This window comes from Kitasatospora sp. MAP12-44 (assembly GCF_029892095.1).
Taxonomy (GTDB): Bacteria; Actinomycetota; Actinomycetes; order Streptomycetales; family Streptomycetaceae; genus Kitasatospora.
In genome coordinates this window covers 7,103,396-7,126,258 of record NZ_JARZAE010000004.1, presented here as the reverse complement: position 1 = coordinate 7,126,258, position 22,863 = coordinate 7,103,396, and the positions used below count along the sequence as shown (strand labels likewise).

Annotated in this window: 16 protein-coding genes and 1 pseudogene; 2 read left to right on the top strand and 15 right to left on the bottom strand. The window is 73.3% G+C overall.

Going from position 1 to position 22,863, the window contains the following annotated elements:
- Positions 1 to 206 precede the first annotated feature (206 nt).
- A pseudogene (locus tag P3T34_RS32495) lies at positions 207 to 1,490 on the top strand (protein kinase); the annotation flags it as partial.
- Positions 1,491 to 2,197: 707 nt separating this feature from the next.
- Positions 2,198 to 3,154, top strand: coding sequence for a hypothetical protein (locus P3T34_RS32490; protein WP_280669620.1), 957 nt, complete (start codon positions 2,198 to 2,200; stop codon positions 3,152 to 3,154).
- A gap of 52 nt (positions 3,155 to 3,206) precedes the next feature.
- On the opposite strand, the gene P3T34_RS32485 is transcribed toward P3T34_RS32490, so the two are convergent.
- From P3T34_RS32485 to P3T34_RS32415, 15 genes are all read right to left on the bottom strand, one after another.
- A complete protein-coding gene (locus P3T34_RS32485; RefSeq protein ID WP_280669619.1) occupies positions 3,207 to 3,347 on the bottom strand; it encodes a SapB/AmfS family lanthipeptide in 141 nt (46 codons plus the stop codon).
- A 14-nt stretch (positions 3,348 to 3,361) separates the two neighbouring features.
- Positions 3,362 to 5,965: a class III lanthionine synthetase LanKC gene (gene lanKC / locus P3T34_RS32480; protein WP_280669618.1), complete on the bottom strand. Its 2,604-nt coding sequence runs from the start codon at positions 5,963 to 5,965 to the stop codon at positions 3,362 to 3,364.
- A gap of 462 nt (positions 5,966 to 6,427) precedes the next feature.
- The gene (locus tag P3T34_RS32475) at positions 6,428 to 7,255 is read right to left on the bottom strand and encodes an RNA methyltransferase (RefSeq protein ID WP_280669617.1); all 828 of its coding nucleotides are present in this window, start codon (positions 7,253 to 7,255) and stop codon (positions 6,428 to 6,430) included.
- Positions 7,255 to 8,514 carry a uroporphyrinogen-III C-methyltransferase gene (gene cobA, locus P3T34_RS32470; RefSeq protein WP_280669616.1) on the bottom strand — a complete coding sequence of 420 codons (1,260 nt, stop codon included), beginning with the start codon at positions 8,512 to 8,514 and terminating at the stop codon, positions 7,255 to 7,257. The genes P3T34_RS32475 and cobA overlap by 1 nt, the downstream gene beginning before the upstream one ends.
- 98 nt (positions 8,515 to 8,612) lie before the next feature.
- Positions 8,613 to 11,963 (bottom strand): nicotinate-nucleotide--dimethylbenzimidazole phosphoribosyltransferase, encoded by a 3,351-nt coding sequence (cobT, locus tag P3T34_RS32465; protein WP_280669615.1) that lies wholly within the window; start codon positions 11,961 to 11,963, stop codon positions 8,613 to 8,615.
- A 455-nt stretch (positions 11,964 to 12,418) separates the two neighbouring features.
- Positions 12,419 to 13,639, bottom strand: coding sequence for a precorrin-6y C5,15-methyltransferase (decarboxylating) subunit CbiE (gene cbiE, locus P3T34_RS32460; protein ID WP_280669614.1), 1,221 nt, complete (start codon positions 13,637 to 13,639; stop codon positions 12,419 to 12,421).
- A 206-nt stretch (positions 13,640 to 13,845) separates the two neighbouring features.
- Entirely contained in the window at positions 13,846 to 14,475 is a 630-nt protein-coding gene (locus P3T34_RS32455; protein WP_280669613.1) for a GNAT family N-acetyltransferase, read from the bottom strand.
- Positions 14,476 to 14,619: 144 nt separating this feature from the next.
- Positions 14,620 to 15,450 carry a MetQ/NlpA family ABC transporter substrate-binding protein gene (locus P3T34_RS32450; protein WP_280669612.1) on the bottom strand — a complete coding sequence of 277 codons (831 nt, stop codon included), beginning with the start codon at positions 15,448 to 15,450 and terminating at the stop codon, positions 14,620 to 14,622.
- A gap of 55 nt (positions 15,451 to 15,505) precedes the next feature.
- Positions 15,506 to 16,207: a methionine ABC transporter permease gene (locus P3T34_RS32445; RefSeq protein ID WP_280669611.1), complete on the bottom strand. Its 702-nt coding sequence runs from the start codon at positions 16,205 to 16,207 to the stop codon at positions 15,506 to 15,508.
- Positions 16,204 to 17,238, bottom strand: a complete 1,035-nt coding sequence (locus P3T34_RS32440; RefSeq protein WP_280669610.1) for an ATP-binding cassette domain-containing protein — start codon at positions 17,236 to 17,238, stop codon at positions 16,204 to 16,206. The genes P3T34_RS32445 and P3T34_RS32440 overlap by 4 nt, the downstream gene beginning before the upstream one ends.
- Positions 17,239 to 17,697: 459 nt before the next feature.
- The gene (locus tag P3T34_RS32435) at positions 17,698 to 18,198 is read right to left on the bottom strand and encodes a GNAT family N-acetyltransferase (protein ID WP_280669609.1); all 501 of its coding nucleotides are present in this window, start codon (positions 18,196 to 18,198) and stop codon (positions 17,698 to 17,700) included.
- Positions 18,199 to 18,533: 335 nt separating this feature from the next.
- A complete protein-coding gene (argH, locus tag P3T34_RS32430) occupies positions 18,534 to 19,958 on the bottom strand; it encodes an argininosuccinate lyase (protein ID WP_280669608.1) in 1,425 nt (474 codons plus the stop codon).
- 86 nt (positions 19,959 to 20,044) lie between these two features.
- A complete protein-coding gene (locus P3T34_RS32425; RefSeq protein ID WP_280669607.1) occupies positions 20,045 to 21,238 on the bottom strand; it encodes an argininosuccinate synthase in 1,194 nt (397 codons plus the stop codon).
- A gap of 144 nt (positions 21,239 to 21,382) precedes the next feature.
- On the bottom strand, positions 21,383 to 22,579 hold the full coding sequence (locus P3T34_RS32420) for a cytochrome P450 (protein WP_280669606.1): 1,197 nt from the start codon (positions 22,577 to 22,579) through the stop codon (positions 21,383 to 21,385).
- Positions 22,576 to 22,782 carry a ferredoxin gene (locus P3T34_RS32415; RefSeq protein ID WP_280669605.1) on the bottom strand — a complete coding sequence of 69 codons (207 nt, stop codon included), beginning with the start codon at positions 22,780 to 22,782 and terminating at the stop codon, positions 22,576 to 22,578. Before P3T34_RS32415 ends, P3T34_RS32420 begins: the two co-directional genes overlap by 4 nt.
- Positions 22,783 to 22,863: the final 81 nt, after the last annotated feature.

The following is a 22,863-nucleotide window of genomic DNA, read 5'->3' as shown; positions in this document are numbered from 1 at the left end:
AGCAACCCTGAGACCGCCGTCACACCAAGGCCTCTGCCGGGGCCCGGTGACGGGGAGATCGGACAATCCCACCGGCGGTTCACGTGTTGCGTATCAGCACACCGCAGCCGACAGTCCGTAAGCTGTGCCCGGAAGAATCTGACGCGGCCCCACCTTCCGGGGCGCACCTCACGGGTTGCCCACCTGACGGGCCGACGGGGAACGACATGGCGATGATGCGGCTGAGGCGTGAGGACCCCCGCATCGTCGGCCCCTACCGCCTGCACCGGCGGCTCGGCGCGGGCGGCATGGGCGTGGTGTACCTGGGGTCGGACCGCAAGGGCCAGCGGGTGGCGCTGAAGCTGATCCGCGCCGAGCTGGCCGAGGACGCGGAGTTCCGCACCCGGTTCGCGCGCGAGATCGCGGCCGCCTCGAAGATCCGCGGCGGCTGCACGGCCCGGGTGGTCGCCTCCGACATCGAGGCCGACCGGCCATGGCTGGCGACGGCCTATGTGCCCGGTCCCTCGCTCTACAAGCGGGTCGGCGACGAGGGCCCGCTGGCCTGGCCGGAGGTGGCCAGGATCGGTTCCGCGCTGGCGGACGGCCTGGTGAAGGTGCATGAGGCCGGCGTCGTCCACCGGGACCTGAAGCCGTCCAACATCCTGCTGTCCCCCAAGGGCCCGCGGATCATCGACTTCGGCATCGCCTGGTCGCGCGGTGCCAGCACGCTGACGCATGTCGGCACGGCCGTGGGCTCGCCCGGGTTCCTGGCGCCCGAGCAGGTCCGCGGCGCTGCTGTGACGCCGGCCACCGACGTCTTCGCGTTCGGCGCGACGCTGGCGTACGCGCTGACCGGCGACTCGCCGTTCGGGTCGGGGGCCTCGTCGGAGGTGATGCTCTACCGGGTGGTGCACGAGGAGCCGGACCTCTCGGAGGTGCCGCCGGTGCTGGCCCCGCTGGTGGGGGCCTGCCTGGCGAAGGAGCCGATGGACCGCCCGGGCGCGGCGCATCTGCACGAGCGGCTGAGCGAGCTGGCGGCGCGGGCCGGCGGTGGCCGCGCGCGGGGTGCGGCGGCGCCGGCGGAGCCGCGCGAGCGGGAGCGGGAGGAGCCGGCCGGGCGGTTCGAGCCGTCGACCCGGCCGGACCGCGGCGCGCCGCCCCGCGGGCCGGCGCCGCGCGGTGCGGGTCACCCGCCGCTGCGCCGTCCGCCCGGGCAGCCGCAGACCGCCCCGATGCCCTGGCCCGCCGGGTCGGCCCACGAGGCCACCCCCTCGCGCCCGGGCGCCCCGGGCCAGCAGCCGCCGCACGACCGCGCCGGGCGGGAGCGCGGCGCGGTGCGCGAGCGCCAGCAGACCCCGGCGCCCGGTCGGTCACCGCGCGAGCGCCAGCACACCCCCGCGCCGGGGCGCCCGCTGGACTCGCGGCGCCGGCTGATGCGCCAGCGGGTGGTGGTCTTCGTCACGGTGACGATCGGCGTCGCGCTGGCCATCGCCGCCGCCCAGGGCTGCGAGAACCGCAACTCGCAGGGCCTGCCACCGCCGAGCCCGGTCGCCCTGCAGGGTGCGGTCGGCCCGGCGGTCGGGCTCTCCGCCGACGGCGCGCAGAGTCGGCCACCCACCTCGCCGCCCGCCTCGCCGGCCCCCGCGGCGCGCACCGTGGTCGCTGCCCCGGGCACGGTCGGCTTCGGCCCGGCGGCCGGGGCGGTGCCCGCCGTGGACTGGCCCAACCGCAGCTACAGCGACCCGGCCGGCGGCCAGCCGATCCAGTTGCGGGACGGCCACTCGGGCCCGGACGCCCCGTCACCGTCACCGTCACCGGCCCAGTCCGCCGCGGCGCCGGTCGCGCTGGCGGCCGTACTGCCGGCCCGCTACCGGGGCGCGGCGGCCACCGTGGTGGTGCTGCGCCGCACCGAGGGGTCGGTGCCGGTGGACCTGGTCGAGCTCTTCGGCTTCACCTCCGACACGCCCGTGCTGCTGGCCGCGCGCTCCTCGGCGGCCGACCCGCAGGCGGCGGCGGCCTGGCGGCTGGAGGAGGGCGCGCTGGTCCGTGAGGAGCGGGTCGCGCAGACCGGCGCCAGCTCGTCCACCCGCTACACGCTGCGCCCGGACGGCACCCTGGACGAGTCCTGGCCCGGCGCCGGCATCTCCGGGGGCACCGGCACCAGCTGACGTCCGGGGCACTCTTCTGACTATCAGTCAGGGATGCCAGACTCTGCGGCATGAAACGGATGCCGCCCGATCCCGATCGTCTTGCTCAGTACCAGCAGCTGATGCGGGAACTCGCCACCAACCCGCCCTACCCGGTGTACGGGCTGACCAGGCCGACGGTCGCGCTGGGCCATCTGGCGCGCTGGGAGAGCGAGAACGGGGTGCCGGTCGCCGTCCAACTGGCGTACGGCGACTGGCGGGAGGCCGGCGAGCCGTTCGTCGGGGTGACCACCGGGCCGCCGGGGAGCGCCGAGCAGCGGGTCGACCCGTTGCTCGCCCTGCGGCGGGAGATCCGCAACGAGAAGCTGCCGCGCTCCCCCAGCGCGCCCGTCCGCGCCCAGCTGCCGCAGGGGGAGCTCTGCCGGGTGGGCGAGGCCTGGGCGCTGCGGATGGCCGTGGCCGGGCAGGCGGTGACCGTGATCGGGCGCGGGGTGGCTCCCGAAGACGTGGAAGTCGGCCCGGTCGACGCCCTGCTCCCCTATGTGGAGCGGCGCAACGAGCTGTTCGAGCGCATCACGACCGAGCGGCGCGTCCGGCCTGAACCGGTGCTCGCGCCGGCCTCCGGGGTCGCGGCGGTGCGGGCCTTCCTGGAGACCTTCGTGCCGGGCGGCCCGGATGCCGGGACGGCCTACCGGGCGCTGAGCCGGCGGGCGGTCACCGAGCTGGCCGCGGTGCTCGGCTGCGGGTCGGAGCGCGCCGAGTACCTGGTGTACTCGATGGTCAACCAGATCTCGCAGCTGCGCAGCCAGGTGCCGTGGTTCACCGAGCGGGACGGGCCGCGCGCGGCGGCGGTGGAGGAGCTGGTGCGTTACATCGGGCTGCGCCAGCCGGTGGACAGCGAGGCCGCGCAGGCCTGCTGGGAGCGGTACTGGGCCGCGCAGCAGACCCTGGCGGACAGCCACGCGCAGGATCTGCTGGAGGCCTGGGTCAGCGCCTGGGTGGCGTGGGACGTGGAGCGCGGGCGGTGACCCGGCCGGGCCCCCGTGGTGGGGGCCCGGCCGGCTACGACGTGCTGTCGTGTCAGAGGCAGAGCAGGGTGCTGACGGTGCTTTCAGTGCAGTTGAGGACACTCAGGGAACTGATGTCGTTCGCGAGGGTGCCATCGATCGTGGTGGCCTCGGTGACGGGCAGCTCCATGGTCTGGAGGTCGAGGATCGCCATGATGTTCTCCTTCTCTACGGGGTGAATCGCCCGGCCGGTGGCCGGGAGTCGGTGGGGGCGGCGCCGCTCCAGGGGAGGAAGGGGGTGCCGCCCAGGGCCGTGCCCAACGCCAGCAGCACTCCGGCGGAGCCGGTCGCGAGGTCCGCCGAGAGGCGCAGCAACTGGTCGCCGGGGAAGGCGAGATGGCCCTGGTAGGAGATCTGGTGCAGGGTCAGCAGCGAGCGCTGGCGCGCCAGCAGGGCCGTCCGGCCGGCCGGATCGGCCGCGCGGTGCCGGGTGAGGGCCAGGTAGCCGAGCATCCCCGCCCGTCCGTTGAACAGGCCCGGCTGGATGAACAGCTCCGGCTCGGCCGCCCGGAGCAGCGGCGGCTCGTGGCGGGCCGAGGGGCTGTCGGGCCGGTGCGCGAGCAGGGCGTTCAGCGCGAGGCCGATCCCGGCGCTGCCGGTCTCCAGGTAGGGCATCACCCGGCGGCCGTCGACGACTTGGAGGGTGCCGTCGGCGACGCTGCCGCAGCGGTCGAGGTCCAGCTCCAGCAGGGTCTGGGCCTGGTCGAGCAGGGCGCCGTCTCCGGTGTGCTCGTACAGCCGGACCAGGGCGAGCACGGTACCCGAGGCTCCGGCCAGCAGGCCCGCCTGGCGCTTCGGGTCGCTGCTTCCGGCCTTCTCCAGGGCGTCGGCCGACGCACGGGCGAGGGCCAGCGCCTGGTCCAGCAGCCGGGGTTCGCCGGTGGCGGTGGCGAAGTGCAGCAGGGTGAGGGCGATGCCGGGCGCGCCGGCGGCCAGGCCCGGCTCCGGCTCGTCGTCCGGGGCCTGGGCGAGGCGCCGGATCAGCCCGAGAGCCGCGTCGCGTTCGCCGAGCAGGTCCAGCACGTAGGCCACGCCGTGTCCGCCGTAGTACAGGCCCGGTTCGACGGGGCGGGTGCCGGCGGCGCGGACCAGCCACTGGACGTGCTCGGGGTCGATCCCGGCTCCGGTGGCGTGCAGGGCGTAGAGGACGCCGGCCGCGCCGTAGGCGAGGCCCAGGCCGCCGTGGGTGAACTGGGCGACGTCGCCGGGGAACAGCCGGTCGGCGCGGTCGGGGGTGGCCATCGCCGCGATACCGGCGGCCAGTGAGTCCCTGATCCCGGGCCAGTCGGCCACCGGCGCGGCCAGTAGCGCGGCCGACTCCGCACGGCGCAGGCCCAGTTCGGGGCGGGCGGTGCGGCCGGCCGAGGGGGTGGGGCCGAGCAGGCGGCGGATCTCGTCGGTGTAGCCCTCGGGTACCGGGAAGCCGCTCTCGATCGCGTCGGCGAACTCCAGGGCCTTGCCCGGGTCCAGGGCGGGCAGTTGGGTCAGCGGCAGGAAGAGCCAGAGCCGGATCGCGGCCAGAGCGTAGCGGTCGATCTGCGTCCCGGTGTAGCCCCTCGGTGCGGCGAAGCCGGCGGCTCCCAGCCCCGGGCGGACGAACTTCTCGACGGTGCTGGCGAGTTCGAAGTCGATGAAGCAGATGTCGCCGTCCGGCCGGATGATCACATTGCGCGGATGGAGGTCGCCGAAGACCACCCCGCGGGCGTGGATCGCCGCCAGGGCCTGCTCGATGCGCTCCACGATCCCGACCGCCTCGCGGGTGTACGTGGCGAGCGCGGCCTCGTCGGCGTCCGGATGGATCAGCGGGTAGCGGGTGGCGAGCCACTCGCTCAGCGGCCGGCCCTCGACGAACTCCTCGACCAGGAACTCGTGTTCCCAGGCCGTCAGCAGCCCGTGCTGCGCGGGGACGCCGGGCACACCCGCCAGCCGGACCAGGATCTCGTGCTCATTGCGCAGCCGGGTCACGGCGTCCACCCCGCGCTGGTCAAGCCCGGCGAACGGCCGGGCCTCCTTCAGCACCAGCTGCGGCCCGTTCGCGCCGTCGCGGGCGAGGTACACGCCGCCCGCGTTGGAGAAGTGCAGGACCTGCTGCACGGTGTAGGGCAACCCGGTGTCGCGCTGCGCCGCCCGCTCGGCCAGCGCCGGCGCGACCACGGCCGGTATCGGCGCCCAGTCCGGGAGGGAGAAGCCGGCGCCCCGGACGTCGGGCACCAGGCAACCGTCAGGGTCCTCCAGGGCGAGCACCCGCTCCCCCGCCTCGTTGCGGCAGTGGCGCTCGGCGAAGCCCCCGTACCTGAGGTAGAGCGGGCCCTCGCCCCACCGTAAGTCGCTGAGGATGTACGGCCCCTTGCGGCCGGCCAGTGCGCGGCCGAGCCCGTCGAGACATCGCTCCAACTCCGCGTCGTCCAGCGGGTACAGCGTGCAGAACTTGCCGCTGGAGCCGCGCGGCGCGTACTTGGAGTTCTGCACCTGAAGGATCGGGAGCCCGCGCAGGAACTTGAAGGTGACGCGCTCGCGCAGGCAGAACGTGTAGACCTCCTGCAGCACCTCCTCGGCGTCCTCGGCCCGCGCGGACACGTGGATCTTCCAGCCCTGCCCGGGCAGCGGGACGTCAACCGGCCGGACCACCGCCCAGATCTCCTGCTCGGCCCGCTCCCACCCCGCGGGCAGCGCCCGGCCGACGGCGGCGAACTCCTCGTGCGCACCCCAGCGCCGGGGCGAGTCGTAGAAGAGCGGGTCGGCGAAGGCGTAGGTCTCGTAGCGGTTGTCCAACAGAACCCTCCTCGGGGCGGGGCAACGGCAGGCGCGGCAGCGGTGGGAAGCCGGTCTCCGCCACAGTCCAAGGACGGCAGGAGTCGCCGGAACGTCAGCAACGGCGGCCGGGAAGACCCGGGCTGCGGTGTGACCATCGCATTCTTGGAGTGATCCGACTTTCTGCGCAACGGCGCGCATGCGGATATTCAGCTGGACTATGCGCACCGGCGCGCAAGCGGGCAGGCGGAACGAGCCGGGGCACGGAGGCGTGCGCCACCGCCGCCCGGGCGGCCGGTCGGAGCGGGAGTCGAGCGGGGGGCGCGGTCGTGCGGAAGCGCGGTGATCCAGCCCGAACCGGCTGCTGACCTGCGCGGGAGCGGCAATCGGCGCGGCGCGGCAGAGCGCGGGCGCGGCGCGGAGTGCGCAGCGCGTACACCGGCGCACACGCTGCGGAGTTGACGGTTGCGGGAATCCGCAGGCTCAGGCGGGTCGCGGCCGGGTGGTGTAGAAAGCGACGGCTGAGGCGGCGGCCACATTCAGGGAGTCGACTCCGGCATCCATCGGGATGCGGACGTGCACGTCGACCGCGGCCAGGGTCTGCGGGGTGAGGCCGGCGCCTTCCGTGCCGAACACCAGGGCGAGCTTCTCCTCGTCGCGGGCGGCGAGTTCGTCGAGGGTGATCGCCTGGTCGCTCAGGCAGAGCGCGGCGACCGTGAAGCCCGCGGCTCGCAAGGTCTCGATGTCCTCGGGCCCGGACTGCAGGCGGGTCCACGGCACCTGGAAGACGGCCCCCATCGAGACCTTCACCGACCGCCGGTAGAAGGGGTCGGCGCACCGCGGGGTGAGCAGGACGGCGTCGACCCCGAGCGCGGCGGCGTTCCGGAACGCCGCGCCCAGATTGGCGTGGTCGACGATGTCCTCGAACACGGCGACCCGCCGGGGGGCCGCCCGGCCTGCCCCGGCGAGCAGCTCGGCGGCGGGCGGCAGCGGCTTGCGGGCCATCGAGGCGAGTGCCCCGCGGTGCACGTGGTAGCCCGTCACCTCCTCGGCGAGACGGGCGTCCACCAGGTGGACGGGGGCGTCCGCCTCGGCGATGACGTCCGCCATGACGTCCAGCCACTTGGCCGTCAGCAGCATCGACCGCATCCGGTAGCCGGCGGCCAGCGCGCGCCGGATGACCTTCTCGCCCTCGGCGATGAAGAGGCCCTCGGCGGGCTCCCGGCGGCGGCGCAGCTCGACGTCGGTCAGCCCGGTGTAGTCCGCCAGGCGTGGATCCTCGGGGTCGGTGACGGCAGTCGGCTCGACCATCAAGCGCTCGGCCCCTGTCCCGCTCCCTGCCCCAGCACATGCACGACCTCGCCGATCACGATCACGGCCGGCGGGCGGACGCCCTCGGCGGCGACGGTGGCGGCGACCGTACCGAGGGTGGCGTCGATCCGGCGCTGAGCAGCCGTGGTGCCCTCCTGGACCACGGCGACGGGCGTCGCGGCGTCCCGGCCCGAGGCGATCAGCTTGGCGGCGATGGCGCCGATCCGCTCGACGGCCATCAGCAGCACCAGGGTCCCGCGCATCTGGGCGGCGGCCTCCCAGTTGACCAGCGAGCGCGGGTCCTCGGGGGCGACATGGCCGGAGATCACGGTGAACTCGTGCGTCATCCCGCGGTGGGTGACCGGGATGCCCACGGCGGCCGGGACACTGATCGAGCTGGAGATGCCCGGCACCACGGTGACCGGGATGCCGGCCTCCACGCAGGCCAGCAGCTCCTCGCCGCCGCGCCCGTAGACGTACGGGTCGCCGCCCTTGAGGCGGACCACGAACTTGCCGGCCCTGGCCGCGTCGATCAGCGCCTGGTTGATCGCCTCCTGGGCCATCGCGCGCCCATACGGGATCTTGGAGGCGTCGATCACCTCGACGTGCGGGGCCAGCTCGGCGAGCAGTTCGCGCGGGGCCAGCCGGTCGGCCACCACGACGTCGGCGTCGGCGAGCAGCCGGCGGCCGCGCACGGTGATCAGGTCCGGGTCGCCCGGACCGCCGCCGACCAGGGCCACACCGGCCGCGCGGGTGCGGAACTGGCGCGCGCTCAGGCTGCCGTCCCGCAGCCCCTCGACGATGGTGGTGCGCAGCGCGGCCGAGTGCCGGGGGTCGCCGGTCAGCACGGCGACGGTGGTGCCGTCGTCGTGTCCGGTGGCCGGGGTCCAGGCGCTGGCGGCGGTGGCGTCGTCGCTGCGGGCGCAGAAGATCCGCAGGCCTTCGGCCGCCGCGCTGACGGCCTCGTTGACCGCGCGGTCGTCGGTGGCGACCAGCACGTACCAGGTGTCGGCGAGGTCGCCGTCGGTGTAGCCGCGGCGGTGCCAGCTGATCTCGCCCGCGTCGGCCATCGCCTGGACGGCCGGGGTGGTGGCCGGGGAGACCAGGTGCACCTCGGCGCCGGCGGCTATCAGGGCGGGCAGCCGGCGCTGGGCGACCTGGCCGCCGCCGACCACCAGGACACGGCGGCCGGTGAGCAGCAGACCGACGGGGTACGGCGTGCGGCCCGCGGTGCTGGGGTGGGGGTTGGGCGCGGTCATCGGCGGAGCTCCTGGGGGGACGGAGGGTTTTCGGGTACGGCTGCACTCCTCCGCAGCCGGCGCGCCCTCGGGCCGGCTGCGGAGGAGTGGGGAGGCTTTCAGCCCTTTTCGGTGACCCCGGCGGAGTCGAAGGTGGCTACATCGTGCATCGCGCGGGCCGCACTCTGCACCAGGGGGAGCGCCAGCAGCGCACCGGTGCCCTCGCCGAGGCGCAGGTCGAGGTCGATCAGCGGACGCAGGCCCAGCTTGGCCAGCGCGGCCTGGTGGCCGGGCTCCGCCGAGCGGTGCCCGGCGATACAGGCCGCCAGCACCTCGGGGGCGATGGCCTTGGCGACCAGCGCGGCCGAACCGGCGATGACGCCGTCCAGGATCACCGGCGTGCGCAGCGAGGCGGCGCCGAGCATGAAGCCCGCCAGCGCCGCGTGCTCCAGGCCGCCGACCGCGGCCAGTACGCCGATCGGGTCAGCCGGGTCGGGCTGGTGCAGCTCCAGCGCACGACGCACGACGTCGACCTTGCGGGCGTGCGTGGCGTCGTCGATGCCGGTGCCGCGGCCGGTGACCTCGGCCGGGTCGGCGCCCGCGAAGACGGCGATCAGGGCGGCCGAGGCGGTGGTGTTGGCGATGCCCATGTCACCGGTGATCAGGATCTTGTTGCCGGCCGCGACCAGGTCGCGGGCGGTCTCGATACCGACCTCGATCGCCTTCAGGGCCTCCTCGCGGCTCATCGCCGGGCCCTGCGTCATGTCGTCGGTGCCCGCCTTGACCTTGCGAGGCAGCAGGCCGGTGGTGCGGCCGGACTGGATGGCCTCCGGCAGCTCGCTCGCGACGCCCACGTCGACGACGCAGACCTCGGCGCCGACCTGCGCGGCGAAGGCGTTGACCACCGCGCCGCCGGCCAGGAAGTTGGCCACCATCTGGGCGGTGACCTCCTGCGGCCAGGGGGTGACGCCCTGCGCGTGCACGCCGTGGTCGCCCGCGAAGATCGCGACACACGCGGGCTCGGGGATCGGCGGCGGGCACTTCCGGGAGAGGCCGCTGAGCTGGGCGGAGATGATCTCCAGCATGCCGAGCGAACCGGCCGGCTTGGTCATCCGCTTCTGCCGGTCCCAGGCCTCGCCGAGCGCCTTGGCGTCCAGCGGGCGGATGGTGCGGCGGGTCTCGGCGAGCAGGCTGTGCGGCTGCTCGCCGGGCAGCGCGCGGTTGCCGTACTGCTCCTCGTGGACCACCCAGGAGAGCGGGCGCTTCTTGGCCCAGCCCTGCTGCTGCAGCTCGGGCTCGTCCGGGAAGGCGTCCACATAGCCGACGCAGAGGTAGGCGACGACGTCCAGGTGCTCGGGCAGACCGAGCTCGCGGACCATCTCCTCCTCGTCGAAGAAGCTCACCCAGCCGACGCCCAGGCCCTCGGCGCGGGCGGCCAGCCAGAGGTTCTCGACAGCCAGCGCGGCCGAGTACGGGGCCATCTGCGGCTGGGTGTGCCGGCCGAGGGTGTGCCGGCCGCCGCGGGTGCGGTCGGCGGTGACGACGATGTTGACCGGGGTGTCGAGGATGGCCTCGATCTTGATTTCCTTGAACTGCTTGGCGCGGCCCTTGGGGAGCGAGGCCGCGAACGCCTCGCGCTGGCGGGCGGCCAGGTCGTGCATCTTGCGGCGGGTCTTGGAGGAGCGGATGACCACGAAGTCCCAGGGCTGGGAGTAGCCGACGCTGGGGGCGGTGTGGGCCGCCTCCAGGACGCGCAGCAGCACCTCGTGCGGGACGGGGTCGGGGCGGAAGCCGTTGCGGATGTCGCGGCGCTCGCGCATCACCTGGTGGACGGCGTCGCGCATGGCGTCGTCGTAGCCGGGGGCGGCGGGCGGGCGGGGGGCGGCGTCGGGCTCTTCGAGCGTTTCGGCGGCTTCGGCGTCTTCGAGCACTGCGGCTTCTTCGAGCATCGAGGGCTCTACGGGCGCTGCGGGCTCGGGCGCTTCGAGAGTGGCGGGCTCTTCGATCGCTTCGACCTGGGGCTCGGGTGCGGGCTCGGGCTCGGCTACGGGTTCTTCGTGGACGGCGACGGGCTCGGGCTCCACGGCGGGCTCGGGGGTCGCGGGGATCTCAGGAGCCACGGCTTCGGGCTGCACGGCCTCGGCGGCCACCGTCACGGTGGGCATCACGCCGGTGCCGGCGGCCGTCTCGGGCGCGGGCTCGGGCGCGGGCTCGGACAGGGCCTCGGGCGTCGCTTCGGGCTCGGCGGGCGTTATCGGGGGGACGACGACGGCCTCGGGCTCGGGCTCGGGGACGACCTCCGCGGGGGGCACCACGGGGAAGCCGAGCGGCGCGGGGGCGGCCAGGAACGCGGCGATCCGTCGCGGCTGGGCCACCGGGGCGGCCGGAGCGACCTCGACGACCGGCTGGGGCTCCGGCTCGGCGACCCCGGCTTCGCTGACCGCGGCTTCGGCGACGGGAGCCGCAGGGACGGGAGCCTCCGCGACGGGCGCGGGCTCGGGCTCGGGCTCGGGCTCGACAGCGACGGGCTCGGGCTCGACAGCGACCGGCGCAGGCTCGACGGCCACCGGCACGGGGACCTCGACCGGGGCCGGGAGGACCAGGATCGGGGTACCCCCCGCCGGGGTCGCGGTCTGTCCCGACGGACCGCGGTCGGCCAGCGAGCGGACCGGGACGTGACCGGTCATCAGCGACGGGTCCGGAATCGGCGGCCCGGCGTGCAGCGGACGGCGGGCGGGCTGGGCGACGACCGTCGGCTGCGGCTGCGCGGGCTGAAGGGCCTCCGGCTGCGCGGCCACCGGCTGCGGGGTTTCCATCTGCGGGATCTCCGACTGCGGCAGGGGCTCGGTGACAGGGGCGAGGACCTCGGGCGCCGCGTCGGCGGCGACCAGCGGCGGCGCCACCGGGGGCCAGGACGGCTCGACCGGCGTGCCGCCCGCTCCGAGCAGCTCGGCACCGGGCAACTCGGCACCCGGCAACTCGGCACCGGGCACGGTCAGCAGCGCGATGGTGGGCGCGATGTCAGGCGCGGCGGCGGGCAGAGCGGCGGGCGCGAGAACGGGCTCGGCCGTCGGGACGGCGAGCGGCTGGGCCTCCAGCAGGGGGGCCTCCAGCTGGGGGGCCGGCTGGGCCACCGGCTCCACCGGGTGGAACGCCATCGTGGCGTCGGGCACCGGGACCGGGAGAGGCTGCTGCTGCGGGATCGCGACCTGCGGGGCCGCGTCGCCCCAGGAGCCCTGCGGACCCGGCATCAGCAGCACGTCGTCATCGTCGTCCAGCGGCTCCAGCCGCTGCTCCAGCTGGTCCGGCTGGTCGAGGAAGGTGAAGGCCGGCCGGAGGGGTCCGCCGGGTACGGGCTGGCCGACGAGGTCCACGCCCCACCCGACACCTCCCAGCGCCGGGTCGCTTCCGTGCTCGGGGAGCAGGTGCTCCGGCAGTCCCTCGCTGGGGACGTGACCGCCGTCGGTCATGTCAACACTCCTTCCAGGCCGCTTCCGCGTCCTTGGCGACCCGATCGCCGACCGAGGCGCACCGTTCGCACCGGGTCCAAGCCGTGGGTCGGCCAACCCCTCAACAACTGACGGGCGTCGCACCGTTGTACGACGTCCGTGGTCCCGTCCGGCTGGTCGCGGCAGTCGGTGCCGCGCCTGCCCGCCCCGGTGGGAGCGGATCGGCACTGCGCACCGTCACCTGAACTAACGACAGCCCGGGGCAACCGGCACGACCACCCCGGGCCCGGGCATATTCTCCCGGTCCGGCGAGTCTCAGTCGAATGCCCACGCACCGATCATCGTGTGGGTTGCAACACGTCGGGCGGGCCGCCGCCCCGGGGTACCGGGAAGCGGTCGGACCGTCAGACTACCGGCCCCGACCGACGGCTCATCGAATCGATGTCCGAATCATCCTGGATTGCCGGGACCGGCCGCTACGAGTTCGAGTCGGCCCAGAGCACCAGACTGCTCTCGCCCGCGCCGATCGACAGCGCTCCGTCGCACGAGAGGGGCGCGGACTGCAGCAGTGCGCCGTCCACCTGGTAGCCGGCCGCCACCACCACCTTGCGGATCTCCTCGGCCTCGCCGAAGGTCCCCGCCAGCGCCACCAGCCGGCCCGGACGGCGGGTCAGCGCCGCCGCCACCACGACGGCTCCGCCGTGCTCGACCACCACCGCGTCGGGCTCGGGCAGCCCGCCGAGCACCTCGGGGGCGGTGCCGTGCACGGTCTCGATCTCGACGCCGAAGCGGCGCGCGTTCACCGAGATCCGCGCGCAGGCCGCCGCGTCCGCCTCCACCGCGACCACCGCCGCGCCGAACCGCGCCGTCTCCACCGCGAGGGCGCCGCTGCCCGAGCCCACGCTCCACACCAGGTCGCCCGGACCCGCGCCGAGCCTGGCCAGCATCACGGCCCTGGCCTGTGCCGGGACCGCGTCCGCGGCCTCGCCGTCGTAGGCCTCCCCCGGCAGGGCCCAGCCGCGTTCCCCCGAGCGGTAGCCGACCGGGCGCCCGGCGAGCCAGCCGGACGGCTCGTCGACGCGCTGGGTCTGCGCGTTGCCGCCGATCACCAGCACCACGTTCGGGTCGCGCCAGTCGTGGTCCGGGACCCGGTCGGAGGTCAGCACGGTGACGGCCTCATCGGGTGTGCCGAGCGCCTCGCAGACCACGAAGGTCCGGTGCACCCCACGCAGCATCAGGGCCAGCTCGCTGGGCCCGGCGTCAGCGCTGGTGAGCACCGCGACCTTGCTGTTCGCCCGGCAGACGTTCGCCGCCTTGCGCAGCCGCCCGCCGTGCGTGCTCACCACCTGGGCGTCCTCCCAGGGCATCCCCGCCCGGGCGAAGGCCGCGGCGACCGAGGAGACGGCCGGCAGCACCTCCAGCTCCAGGCCGTACTCGGCCCGGCGCAGGGTGCGCACCACGCCGAAGAAGCCGGGGTCGCCCTCGGCGACCACCACCACCGCGCCGCGGTGCTCGGCGATCCGACGGGCCGCCAGTTCGACACTGCCGAGCGCGATCCGCTCGGCGGCCGCCGGTACCGGCAGGGCGCTGAGCTGGTACGGCGCCCCGGCGACCAGGGTGGCGGCGGCGAGCGCCGCGCCGGCGGCCTCGGTCAGTGGTGTGCCGTCCCAGCCGATGACTGTGATCCGGTCAGCCATCGCGGCTGTTCTCCCTCGGTTCCCACCTCGCGACTCGGCCGCGGCGCGCGTCGATCCGCGCGGTCCGGGCCCTGGGCCGGCCGGAGGGCCGCAGAACGGAGGTGTACCCACCCCCGCCGTGCTGCCGGCCATCCGCCCAGGAGCAGAGGTTACCTGGTGGGATCGTACGAAGCCGGACGCGGGAGGAACTCCGCCCGGGGAGGAACCTAGTCGCGCAGAGCGAAACGGTGGTCGTCCTGGTGGGAGGCCCGGTGGTCGTCCAGGTCCTCGGGGAGCAGGCTCCACAGGATCAGGTCGCTGCGGCTCTCGACGCCCGGCGAGCCGACCTCACCGCTGCGCACTATCCAGGCGCTGCGCAGCACGCCCTCGCTGATGCAGCCGATCTTCTGCGCGACCTGCTGGGCGGCGGTGTTGCCGGCCGCGGTGCGCAGCTCCAGGCGGTGGAAGCCGCGGTCCTCGAAGAGCCACTGCGCCACGCCGAGCAGCGCCTCGACCGCGTACCCCTCGCCGCGGGCCCACGGAGCGGTCACATAGGCCGCCTCGGTGCTGAGCAGCCGCCAGTCGGTGTGGTGCAGTTCGACGGTTCCGACCAGACGGTGGGTCAGGTGCTCGGTCACCGCGAAGGCGATGCCGCGACCGGCCTCGCGCAGCTCGGGGACGTCGCTGAGCACCCAGCCGAGCGCGTGCTCGCGGGTGTAGGGCTGCGGGACGTCCGTCCAGCTCAGGACCAGCTCGTCGGCCATCATGGCGACCAGCCCGGGCGCATCGCCCTCCTCCAGAGGGCGCAGCAGCAGCCGTTCGGTGCTGATCGCGGTCTCGGGGAAGCTCGCTGGCATACCGTCTCTCCTCGCCGGGTCGTGGACCCACGGTACGCCCCGCGCTCCGGGGGCGGTCTCCCGGGGCGACAGAGCGTCAGCTCTTACGCGTACGAGCGGGCCCGCGCGCTGCTGCGCCGGGCCCGCTCGGGGTGCTTGCGAGGGTTAGAAGGCGGGGATGACCGAGCCCTGGAAGGTGTCCTCGATGTACTTCTTGACCTCGGGCGAGTGCAGCAGCTGGGCCAGCTTCTGGACCCGCGGGTCGTTCTCGTGGCCCTTCTTGACCGCGAGCACGTTGGCGTACGGGTTGCCGTCGGCCTTCTCCAGCAGGATCGCGTCGGTGGCGGGCTTGAGGCCGGCGCCGAGCGCGTTGTTGCCGTTGATCACCGAGGCGTCCACGTCGTCCAGGGCGCGCGGCAGCTGGGCGGCGTCCAGCTCCTTGAACTTGAGGTTCTTCGGGTTGCTCGCGATGTCCTGGACAGTGGCGGTGGTGCCGGCGCCGGCCTTGAGGGTGATCACGTTGTTGTCGGCGAGCAGCTTGAGCGCCCGACCCTCGTTGGTGGCGTCGTTGGGGACGGCGACCGAGGCGCCCTGGGCCAGGTCGGTGATCTTCTTGACCTTCTTCGAGTAGACGCCGAGCGGCTCCAGGTGGACGGCCTCGACCGGGACGATGTCCGTCCCGTGGGTCTTGTTGAAGTCGGTCAGGTACGGGACGTGCTGGAAGAAGTTGGCGTCGGCGGAGCCGTCCTGCACGGCGGGGTTCTGCAGGGTGTAGTCCGAGACCTCCTTCACCGTCAGCTTCAGGCCCGCCTTGGCCGCCAGGTTGTCCCGGATGTAGTCCAGGATCTGCGCGTGCGGGGTGGGGCTGGCGATCACGATCAGTGGCTTGTCGGCACTGTCGGAGGAGCCCGAGGAGCTGGAGGAGCAGGCCGTCACGGAGAGCGCGAGGCCGGCGGTGACGAGGGCGGCGGTGGTGTACTTCAGGACGGTACGCACGAAAAGTGCCTTTCTCCGTTGGATGGGTGATTCAGGAGGTACAGGGGGTGCCGGGTCAGCGAGCGGCGGAGCGCAGCAGGCGGGTGAGGCCCGGCGCGGAGCCGCGGTGCGACAGCCGGCGGACGGCGAAGTCGCCGACCAGCTGGATCACGGTGACCAGCAGCACCAGCTCGATCACGATGACGATCATGAAGTTGGTCTCGAAGCGCATATAGCCGTAGGTGATGGCCAGGTTGCCCAGGCCTCCGCCGCCGACCGTGCCGGCCATCGCCGAGTAGCCGATCAGCGCGATCACGGTGGTGGTCAGCGCGGAGACCAGGGCGGGCAGCGCCTCGGGCAGCAGGGCCTTGCGGACCACCGACCAGGTGCTGCCGCCCATCGCGTGGACGGCCTCGACCAGGCCGCGGTCCACCCCGCGCACCGCGCTCTCCACCAGCCGCGCATAGAAGGGGATGGCGCCGACGGCCAGCGGCACGGTGGCCGCCTGCCAGCCGATCGAGGTGCCGACCACCCAGCGGGTGAACGGGATCAGCGCGACCAGCAGGATCACGAAGGGCAGCGAGCGCCCGACGTTGACGACCGCGCCGACCACCTTGTTGACCACCCGGTTGCGCAGCGGCCCACCGTTGTCCGTGAGGACCAGCAGGACGCCGAGCGGCAGACCGAGCAGCAGGGTGACCAGGGTGGCGATGCCCACCATCCGGAACGTCTCCTGCGTCGCCGTCCACAGCAGCGGCTGCATGTCGTCCCAGGTCATGCCACTGCTCCGTTCGTGAGGGCGAGCCCGTTCAGGACGTCCACCTGGAGGCCCTGCTCGCGCAGGTAGCCGATCGGCACCACGTTGTCCTGGTGGCTGCCGGAGAGTTCCACGCGCATCCGGCCGACCATCCGGCCGCCGATGGTCTCCACCGCGGCGCCCAGGATGTTGACGTCGATCTGGTAGGTCCGGGCGAGCTGGGAGACGAACGGCTGTCCCGAGGTGTCGCCCTGGAAGGTGATCTCCAGCACGGTGCCGTCGGGGCGGCCGGTGCCGGACTCGCTGAGGGGGAAGAGCTCGCGGGCCAGCTCGGAGCGCTCGTCGGCGAGCAGGTCGGTGAGCGTGCCGGATTCGACGACCCGTCCGCCGCGCATCAGGGCCGCCGAGTCGCAGACCGACTTGATGACGTCCATCTCATGGGTGATCAGCAGCACGGTCAGGCCGAGTTGCTGGTTGAGGTCGCGCAGCAGGCGCAGGATCGAGCGGGTGGTCTCCGGGTCGAGGGCGGAGGTCGCCTCGTCGGAGAGCAGCACCTTGGGGTCGCCGGCCAGCGCGCGGGCGATGCCGACGCGCTGCTTCTGGCCGCCGGAGAGCTGGCCGGGGTAGCTGCCGGCCTTGTCGGCGAGGCCGACCAGGTCCAGGAGTTCGGCGGCCTTGCGGCGGCGCTGGGTGCGGTCCAGGCCGGTGATCTCCAGCGGCAGTTCGACGTTCTGCTGCACGGTGCGCGAGGAGAGCAGGTTGAAGTGCTGGAAGACCATGCCGATCCGGCGGCGGGCCTCGCGCAGTTCGCGGCCGGCGCGGTGCTCGTTGCCGGGCAGCGCGGTGAGGTCGAGCCCGTCCACGGTGACCGTGCCGGAGCTGGGGCGCTCCAGCATGTTGACGCAGCGGATGAGGGTGCTCTTGCCGGCGCCGCTGGTGCCGACGACGCCGTACACCTCGCCCTCGCGGACGTGCAGGTTGACGCCGTCCAGGGCGGTGACCTGGCGGTCTCCCGAGCGATAGACCTTCGTGAGGTCCTTGGTGGTGATCACAGCTGCTTCCGTGGGTCGGGGGTGGGCGGCACAGACCGGCCGCGGGCACGCGCAAGTGGTGCCAGGTGGCGGGGTGAGGAGTTCGGCCTGCCTTGATCACGGGCGGTCGGCTGCGGGGCAGCCCCGGGTGCGACCGTTCAGGTCAGCGGCGGGGACGACGAGCGGAACCGGGGAGCCGGATCAAGGGGCTGACGGCGGGCAGTGGCCCGCGGGGCGATGCCCGTTCAGCAGGAACACATTCGACAACACATGCCACGCACACCTGCCGGCATGGTGCCGGTGGCGGTGGAGTTCGTCGTCGCAGTCATACGAACTAGTAAAACAGATGAGGCGAGTGAGTCCCAGTGAGCAGGACTCCCTGTCCGCATTGCGGACGCGAGGCAGTCGCCGCAAGGCTTCTGCAGCAGAAAGCCCCGCCGCCGCGAGAACGCGGGGCGGGGCCTGGGCCGTGCGGGAGGTCTAGACCGCAGTGGGCAGAGCGACCAGCGCGGGCTTCTCCAGCGTGACGAAGCTCAGCTCGCGGCTGACCTGGCGGACCTCGGTCTGGCGGTAGCCCTGGCGGGCGTAGAGGCGCAGGTTTCCGAGGTTGCGGTGGCCGGCCAGCAGCCGGAACGAGGCGACCGGGCCCTGCGCCGCCATGCGCTCCTCCACGGCCGTCAACAGCCGACCGCCGAGGCCGTGCCGCTGCATCCGCGGGTGCACCACCAGGCGGCTTATCCGGCCGATACCGTCCGCGTCGACCCAGCCGCGGACCGAGCCGACCACCTCGTCGCCGAGCCGGGCGACCAGGACGTGGCGGTCGGCCAGCTCCGCGCGCAGGCTGTCCAGGCTCTGGGTGAGCGGCTCGATCGACCAGTCGCCGTAGAGTTCGGCCTCGCCCTGGTAGCCGAGGTACTGGAGTTTGAGGATCTGTTCGGCATCGTCCTCGGTCGCCACCGAGATGATCACGCTCATGCCCATATGCGGGGGCCTCCCATCGTTTTTACCCGGCGCGCGCAGTGAGGGTTCCGCACCGGATGCCCAGCCGGAGGTCTGCCCGGACGGGGATCGGCCCTGACCGGGAATAGCGCAAGACCGTATCAGCCGCTCCACGCGAACACCCGTCCGTCACGCCGTGGCGCGCGCCGGGGGCGGCAGACACGTTCGCCAGCGCTCTACCCAGGCTTCAGCTGTTCTCAACCCGTTAGGCCTTGCGGGTGGCGGAAATCACTCAGCCGACGAAGCGCGGACATGCCGGAGGGGCGCGGCAGACCTGCTGCCGCGCCCCTCTCGGTGGGCTCTCCTACCGGCCGACCCTACTGGCCGACCCACTCCTGCTGGAGCGAGAGGTCCGCCTTGAGCTCGGTCAGCTGCGCGGCCACCGCGCTGGGCGCGGTGCCGCCGCGACCGTCCCGCGAGGCGATCGAGCCGTGCACGCTGAGCACCTCGCGGACGGCGGGCGTCAGCTGGGGGGAGATCGCGGCGAACTGCTCGTCCGTCAGGTCGCCCAGCTCGATGCCCAGGCCCTCACAGGTCTTGACGCAGGCGCCGGCCACCTCGTGCGCGACCCGGAACGGGACGCCCTGCTTGACCAGCCACTCGGCCACGTCGGTGGCCAGCGAGAAGCCGGCCGGGGCCAGCTCCTCCAGCCGCTCGCGGTGGACGGTGAGGGTGGCCATCATGCCGGTGAAGGCCGGCAGCAGGACCTCCAGGGTGTCGCAGGCGTCGAAGACCGGCTCCTTGTCCTCCTGGAGGTCCCGGTTGTAGGCCAGCGGGAGCGCCTTGAGGGTGGCCAGCAGGCCGGTCAGGTTGCCGATCAGGCGGCCGGACTTGCCGCGCGCCAGCTCCGCGATGTCCGGGTTCTTCTTCTGCGGCATGATCGAGGAGCCCGTGGAGAAGGCGTCGTGCAGCGTGATGAAGCCGAACTCCTTGGTGTTCCAGAGGATCACCTCCTCGGCGATCCGGGAGAGGTTGATCCCGATCATCGCCGTCACGAAGGCGAACTCGGCGACGAAGTCGCGCGAGGCGGTCCCGTCGATGGAGTTGCCCACCGAGCCGCCCTCGAAGCCGAGTTCGGCGGCCACCGTCTGCGGGTCCAGGCCCAGCGAGGAGCCGGCCAGCGCGCCGGAGCCGTACGGCGAGACCGCGGTACGGGTGTCCCACTGGCGCAGCCGCTCGGCGTCCCGGCCCAGCGCCTGGACGTGCGCGAGGACATGGTGGGCGAAGAGCACCGGCTGCGCGTGCTGCAGGTGGGTGCGGCCGGGCATCGCGGTGTCCGGGTGCGCCTCGGCGAGGCCGACCAGGGCCTGCTGGAGGTCCAGGACCAGGGCGCCGATGGTCCGCGCGTGGTCGCGCAGGTACATCCGGAAGAGCGTGGCGATCTGGTCGTTGCGCGAGCGGCCGGCTCGCAGCTTGCCGCCGAGGTCGGCGCCGAGCCGCTCCAGCAGGCCGCGCTCCAGGGCGGTGTGCACGTCCTCGTCGGCGATCGTGCCGGTGAAGGTGCCGGCCTGCACGTCGGCCAGCAGCTGGTCCAACCCGGCCAGCATGGCGGCGAGTTCGTCGTCCGTCAGCAGGCCCGCCTGGTACAGGGCGCGGGCGTGCGCCTTGGAGCCGGCGATGTCGTACGGGGCGAGCCGCCAGTCGAAGTGGACGGAGGCGGAGAGCCTGGCCAGCGCCTCGGAGGGGCCGTCGGCGAAGCGGGCGCCCCAGAGGCGAACGTCGGCGGTCTGGTCGGACGACATCGGGGGCGCTCCTTGCGATGGTGCGAGAGGGGGAAGGGGTGAGCCCCGGCCGGCGGGGGAACCGGCCGGGGCTCGGGAGGGGTGGCTCAGGCCAGGTCGCGGCGGGCCGCGATCTTCGAGGAGAGCCCGAAGATCTCGATGAAGCCCTTGGACATCGACTGGTCGAAGGTGTCGCCGGTGTCGTAGGTGGCGAGGTTGAAGTCGTACAGCGACTGGTCCGACTTGCGGCCGTTGACGACGGCCCGGCCGCCGTGCAGGACGAGCCGGATGTCGCCGGAGACCGCCTGGTTGGCCTCGTTGACGAAGCCGTCCAGCGCGCGCTTGAGCGGGGAGAACCAGAGCCCGTCGTAGACGAGTTCGGCCCAGCGCTGCTCCACCTGCCGCTTGTAGCGGGCGAGTTCGCGCTCGACGGTGACGTTCTCCAGCGCCTGGTGCGCGGTGATCAGCGCGATCGCACCCGGAGCCTCGTAGATCTCACGGGACTTGATGCCGACCAGCCGGTCCTCGACCATGTCGAGCCGGCCGATGCCCTGGGCGCCGGCCCGCTGGTTGAGCTCCTCGATGGCCTGCAGGACGGTGACCTTGCGGCCGTCGATGGCGACCGGGACACCGGCGTCGAAGGTGATGACCACCTCGTCGGCCTCGCGCGGGGTCGCCGGGTTCTGGGTGTACTCGTAGACGTCCTCGATCGGGGCGTTCCAGATGTCCTCCAGGAAGCCGGTCTCGACGGCGCGCCCGAAGACGTTCTGGTCGATCGAGTACGGGTTCTTCTTGGTGGTGACGATCGGCAGGTTCTTGGCCTCGGCGAAGGCGATCGCCTTGTCCCGGGTCATCGCGTAGTCGCGGACCGGGGCGATGCACTTGAGCGAGGGGGCCAGCGACTGGATGCCGACCTCGAAGCGGACCTGGTCGTTGCCCTTGCCGGTGCAGCCGTGGGCGACCGTGGTGGCGCCGTGCTTCTGGGCTGCGGCCACCAGGTGCTTGACGATGGCCGGCCGGGAGAGCGCGGAGACCAGCGGGTACTGGCCCTGGTAGAGGGCGTTGGCCTTGATCGCCGGGAGGCAGTATTCGTCGGCGAACTCCGAGCGGGCGTCGGCCACTTCGGCCTCCACCGCGCCGCAGTCCAGCGCGCGCTGGCGGATGGCGTCCAGGTCCTCGCCGCCCTGGCCGACGTCGACGGCGACGGCGATGACCTCGGCGCCCGTCTCCTCGGCGATCCAGCCGATGCAGACGGACGTGTCCAGACCGCCCGAGTAGGCGAGTACGACGCGCTCGGTCACGGCTTTCTCCTTCTTCGCAGTACGAGCAGGGGGCGAGCGCCAGAACCGGGGTCCCATGCGCCGATAGGCATAAGTATGCACGACTCTGTATGAAACTCAAAGCCGGGCGCCCACCCACTGCTCATCCACTGCTCATCCGCTTGCTCACCAGGCGACCGGCAGCTCCTTCAGGCCGTACACCAGCGCCTCCTCGCGGAACTTGAGTTCCTCGAACGGCACCGCGAGGCGCAGCTGCGGCAGCCGGCGCAGCAGCGTCTCCAGGACGATCTGCAGCTCCGCGCGGGCCAGCGGCTGGCCCAGGCACTGGTGCACCCCGAAGCCGAAGGCCAGGTGCCGGCGGGCATCCCGCTCGACCCGCAACTCGCTTCCCGCCGGGAAGAGTTCCTCGTCGCGGTTGGCGGTGGCGAGCTGGCACAGCACGCCCTCGCCGGCCAGGATCAGCTGCCCGTCCGCCAACTCGACGTCCTCAAGGGCCACTCGCGGCAGGCCGTTGTGGACGATGGTGAGGTAGCGCAGCAGCTCCTCCACCGCGCCGCGGATCAGCGAGGAATCGGCGCGCAGCCGGTCGGCCTGCGCGGGGTTGCGCAGCAGGGCCAGGGTGGAGAGCGAGGTCATGTTGGCGGTCGTCTCGTGGCCGGCTATCAGCAGCAGCACGCCGTTGGCTGCGATCTCGGCGGAGGTCAGGTCGCCGCGCGCGGCCAGCCGGCCCAGGATGCCCTCGGAGTCGCCGTCGGAGCTCGCGGCGCGGTCGGCCTGCTCGGTCAGGTAGTCCGTCAGCGCGTCGGCGGCCTCTTTGGCGGCCTCGGCCGACGTGGTGTTGTCCAGCAGCAGCTGACTCTGCCGCTGGAAGAACCCGTGGTCCCGGTACGGCACCCCGAGCAGCTCGCAGATCACCAACGACGGCACGGGCAGCGCGAATTCGGCCACCAGGTCGGCCGGCGAGCCGTGCGCCACCATGGCATCGAGGGCCTCGTCGACGATCCGCTGGATGCCGGGCCGCATGGCCTCGACCCGCTTGATCAGGAAGTCGCCGGTGAGCATCCGGCGCAGCCGGGAGTGCTCGGGGTCGTCGAGTCGGATGAAGCTGGGGTTGTTGCCGACCAGCGCGCGGCGGCCGGGGGTGAGGAAGGGGAAGTTCGGGTGGCGGGCGTCGGCGCTGAACCGGTGGTCCGTCAGGGCGGTGCGGACCTCGCGGTAGCCGGTCAGCAGCCAGCAGGAGGTGCCGTCCCACAGGTTCACCCGGCTCGCCCCCACGTCCTGGCGGTAGAGCGCCGGGGGGTCGAACGGGCAGCCACCGCGGCTGACGGGCAGGGTCAGGGTGTCCGGCCGGGTCTCGGTCATGCGCCGGCCGCCTGTCCGATGGAGATGGCGCCGGCCGGACAGAGCACGGCGGCGGTGCGGACCTGCGCGTGCAGGGCTTCGGCGGGCCGGTCCTGGAGCAGCAGGACGAGGCCGTCCTGCTCGCTCTGGTCGAAGACGTCGGGGGCGGTCAGCACACACTGCCCTGAACTGCAGCAGCGATCCTGGTCGACAGTCACGTGCATGGCGAGACCTCGATGGGCGCGAAGGGGGTCGGTTGCCCTGGGCAACCAACTATCCGTTGGCTCAACCTAGCCCGGCGTTGC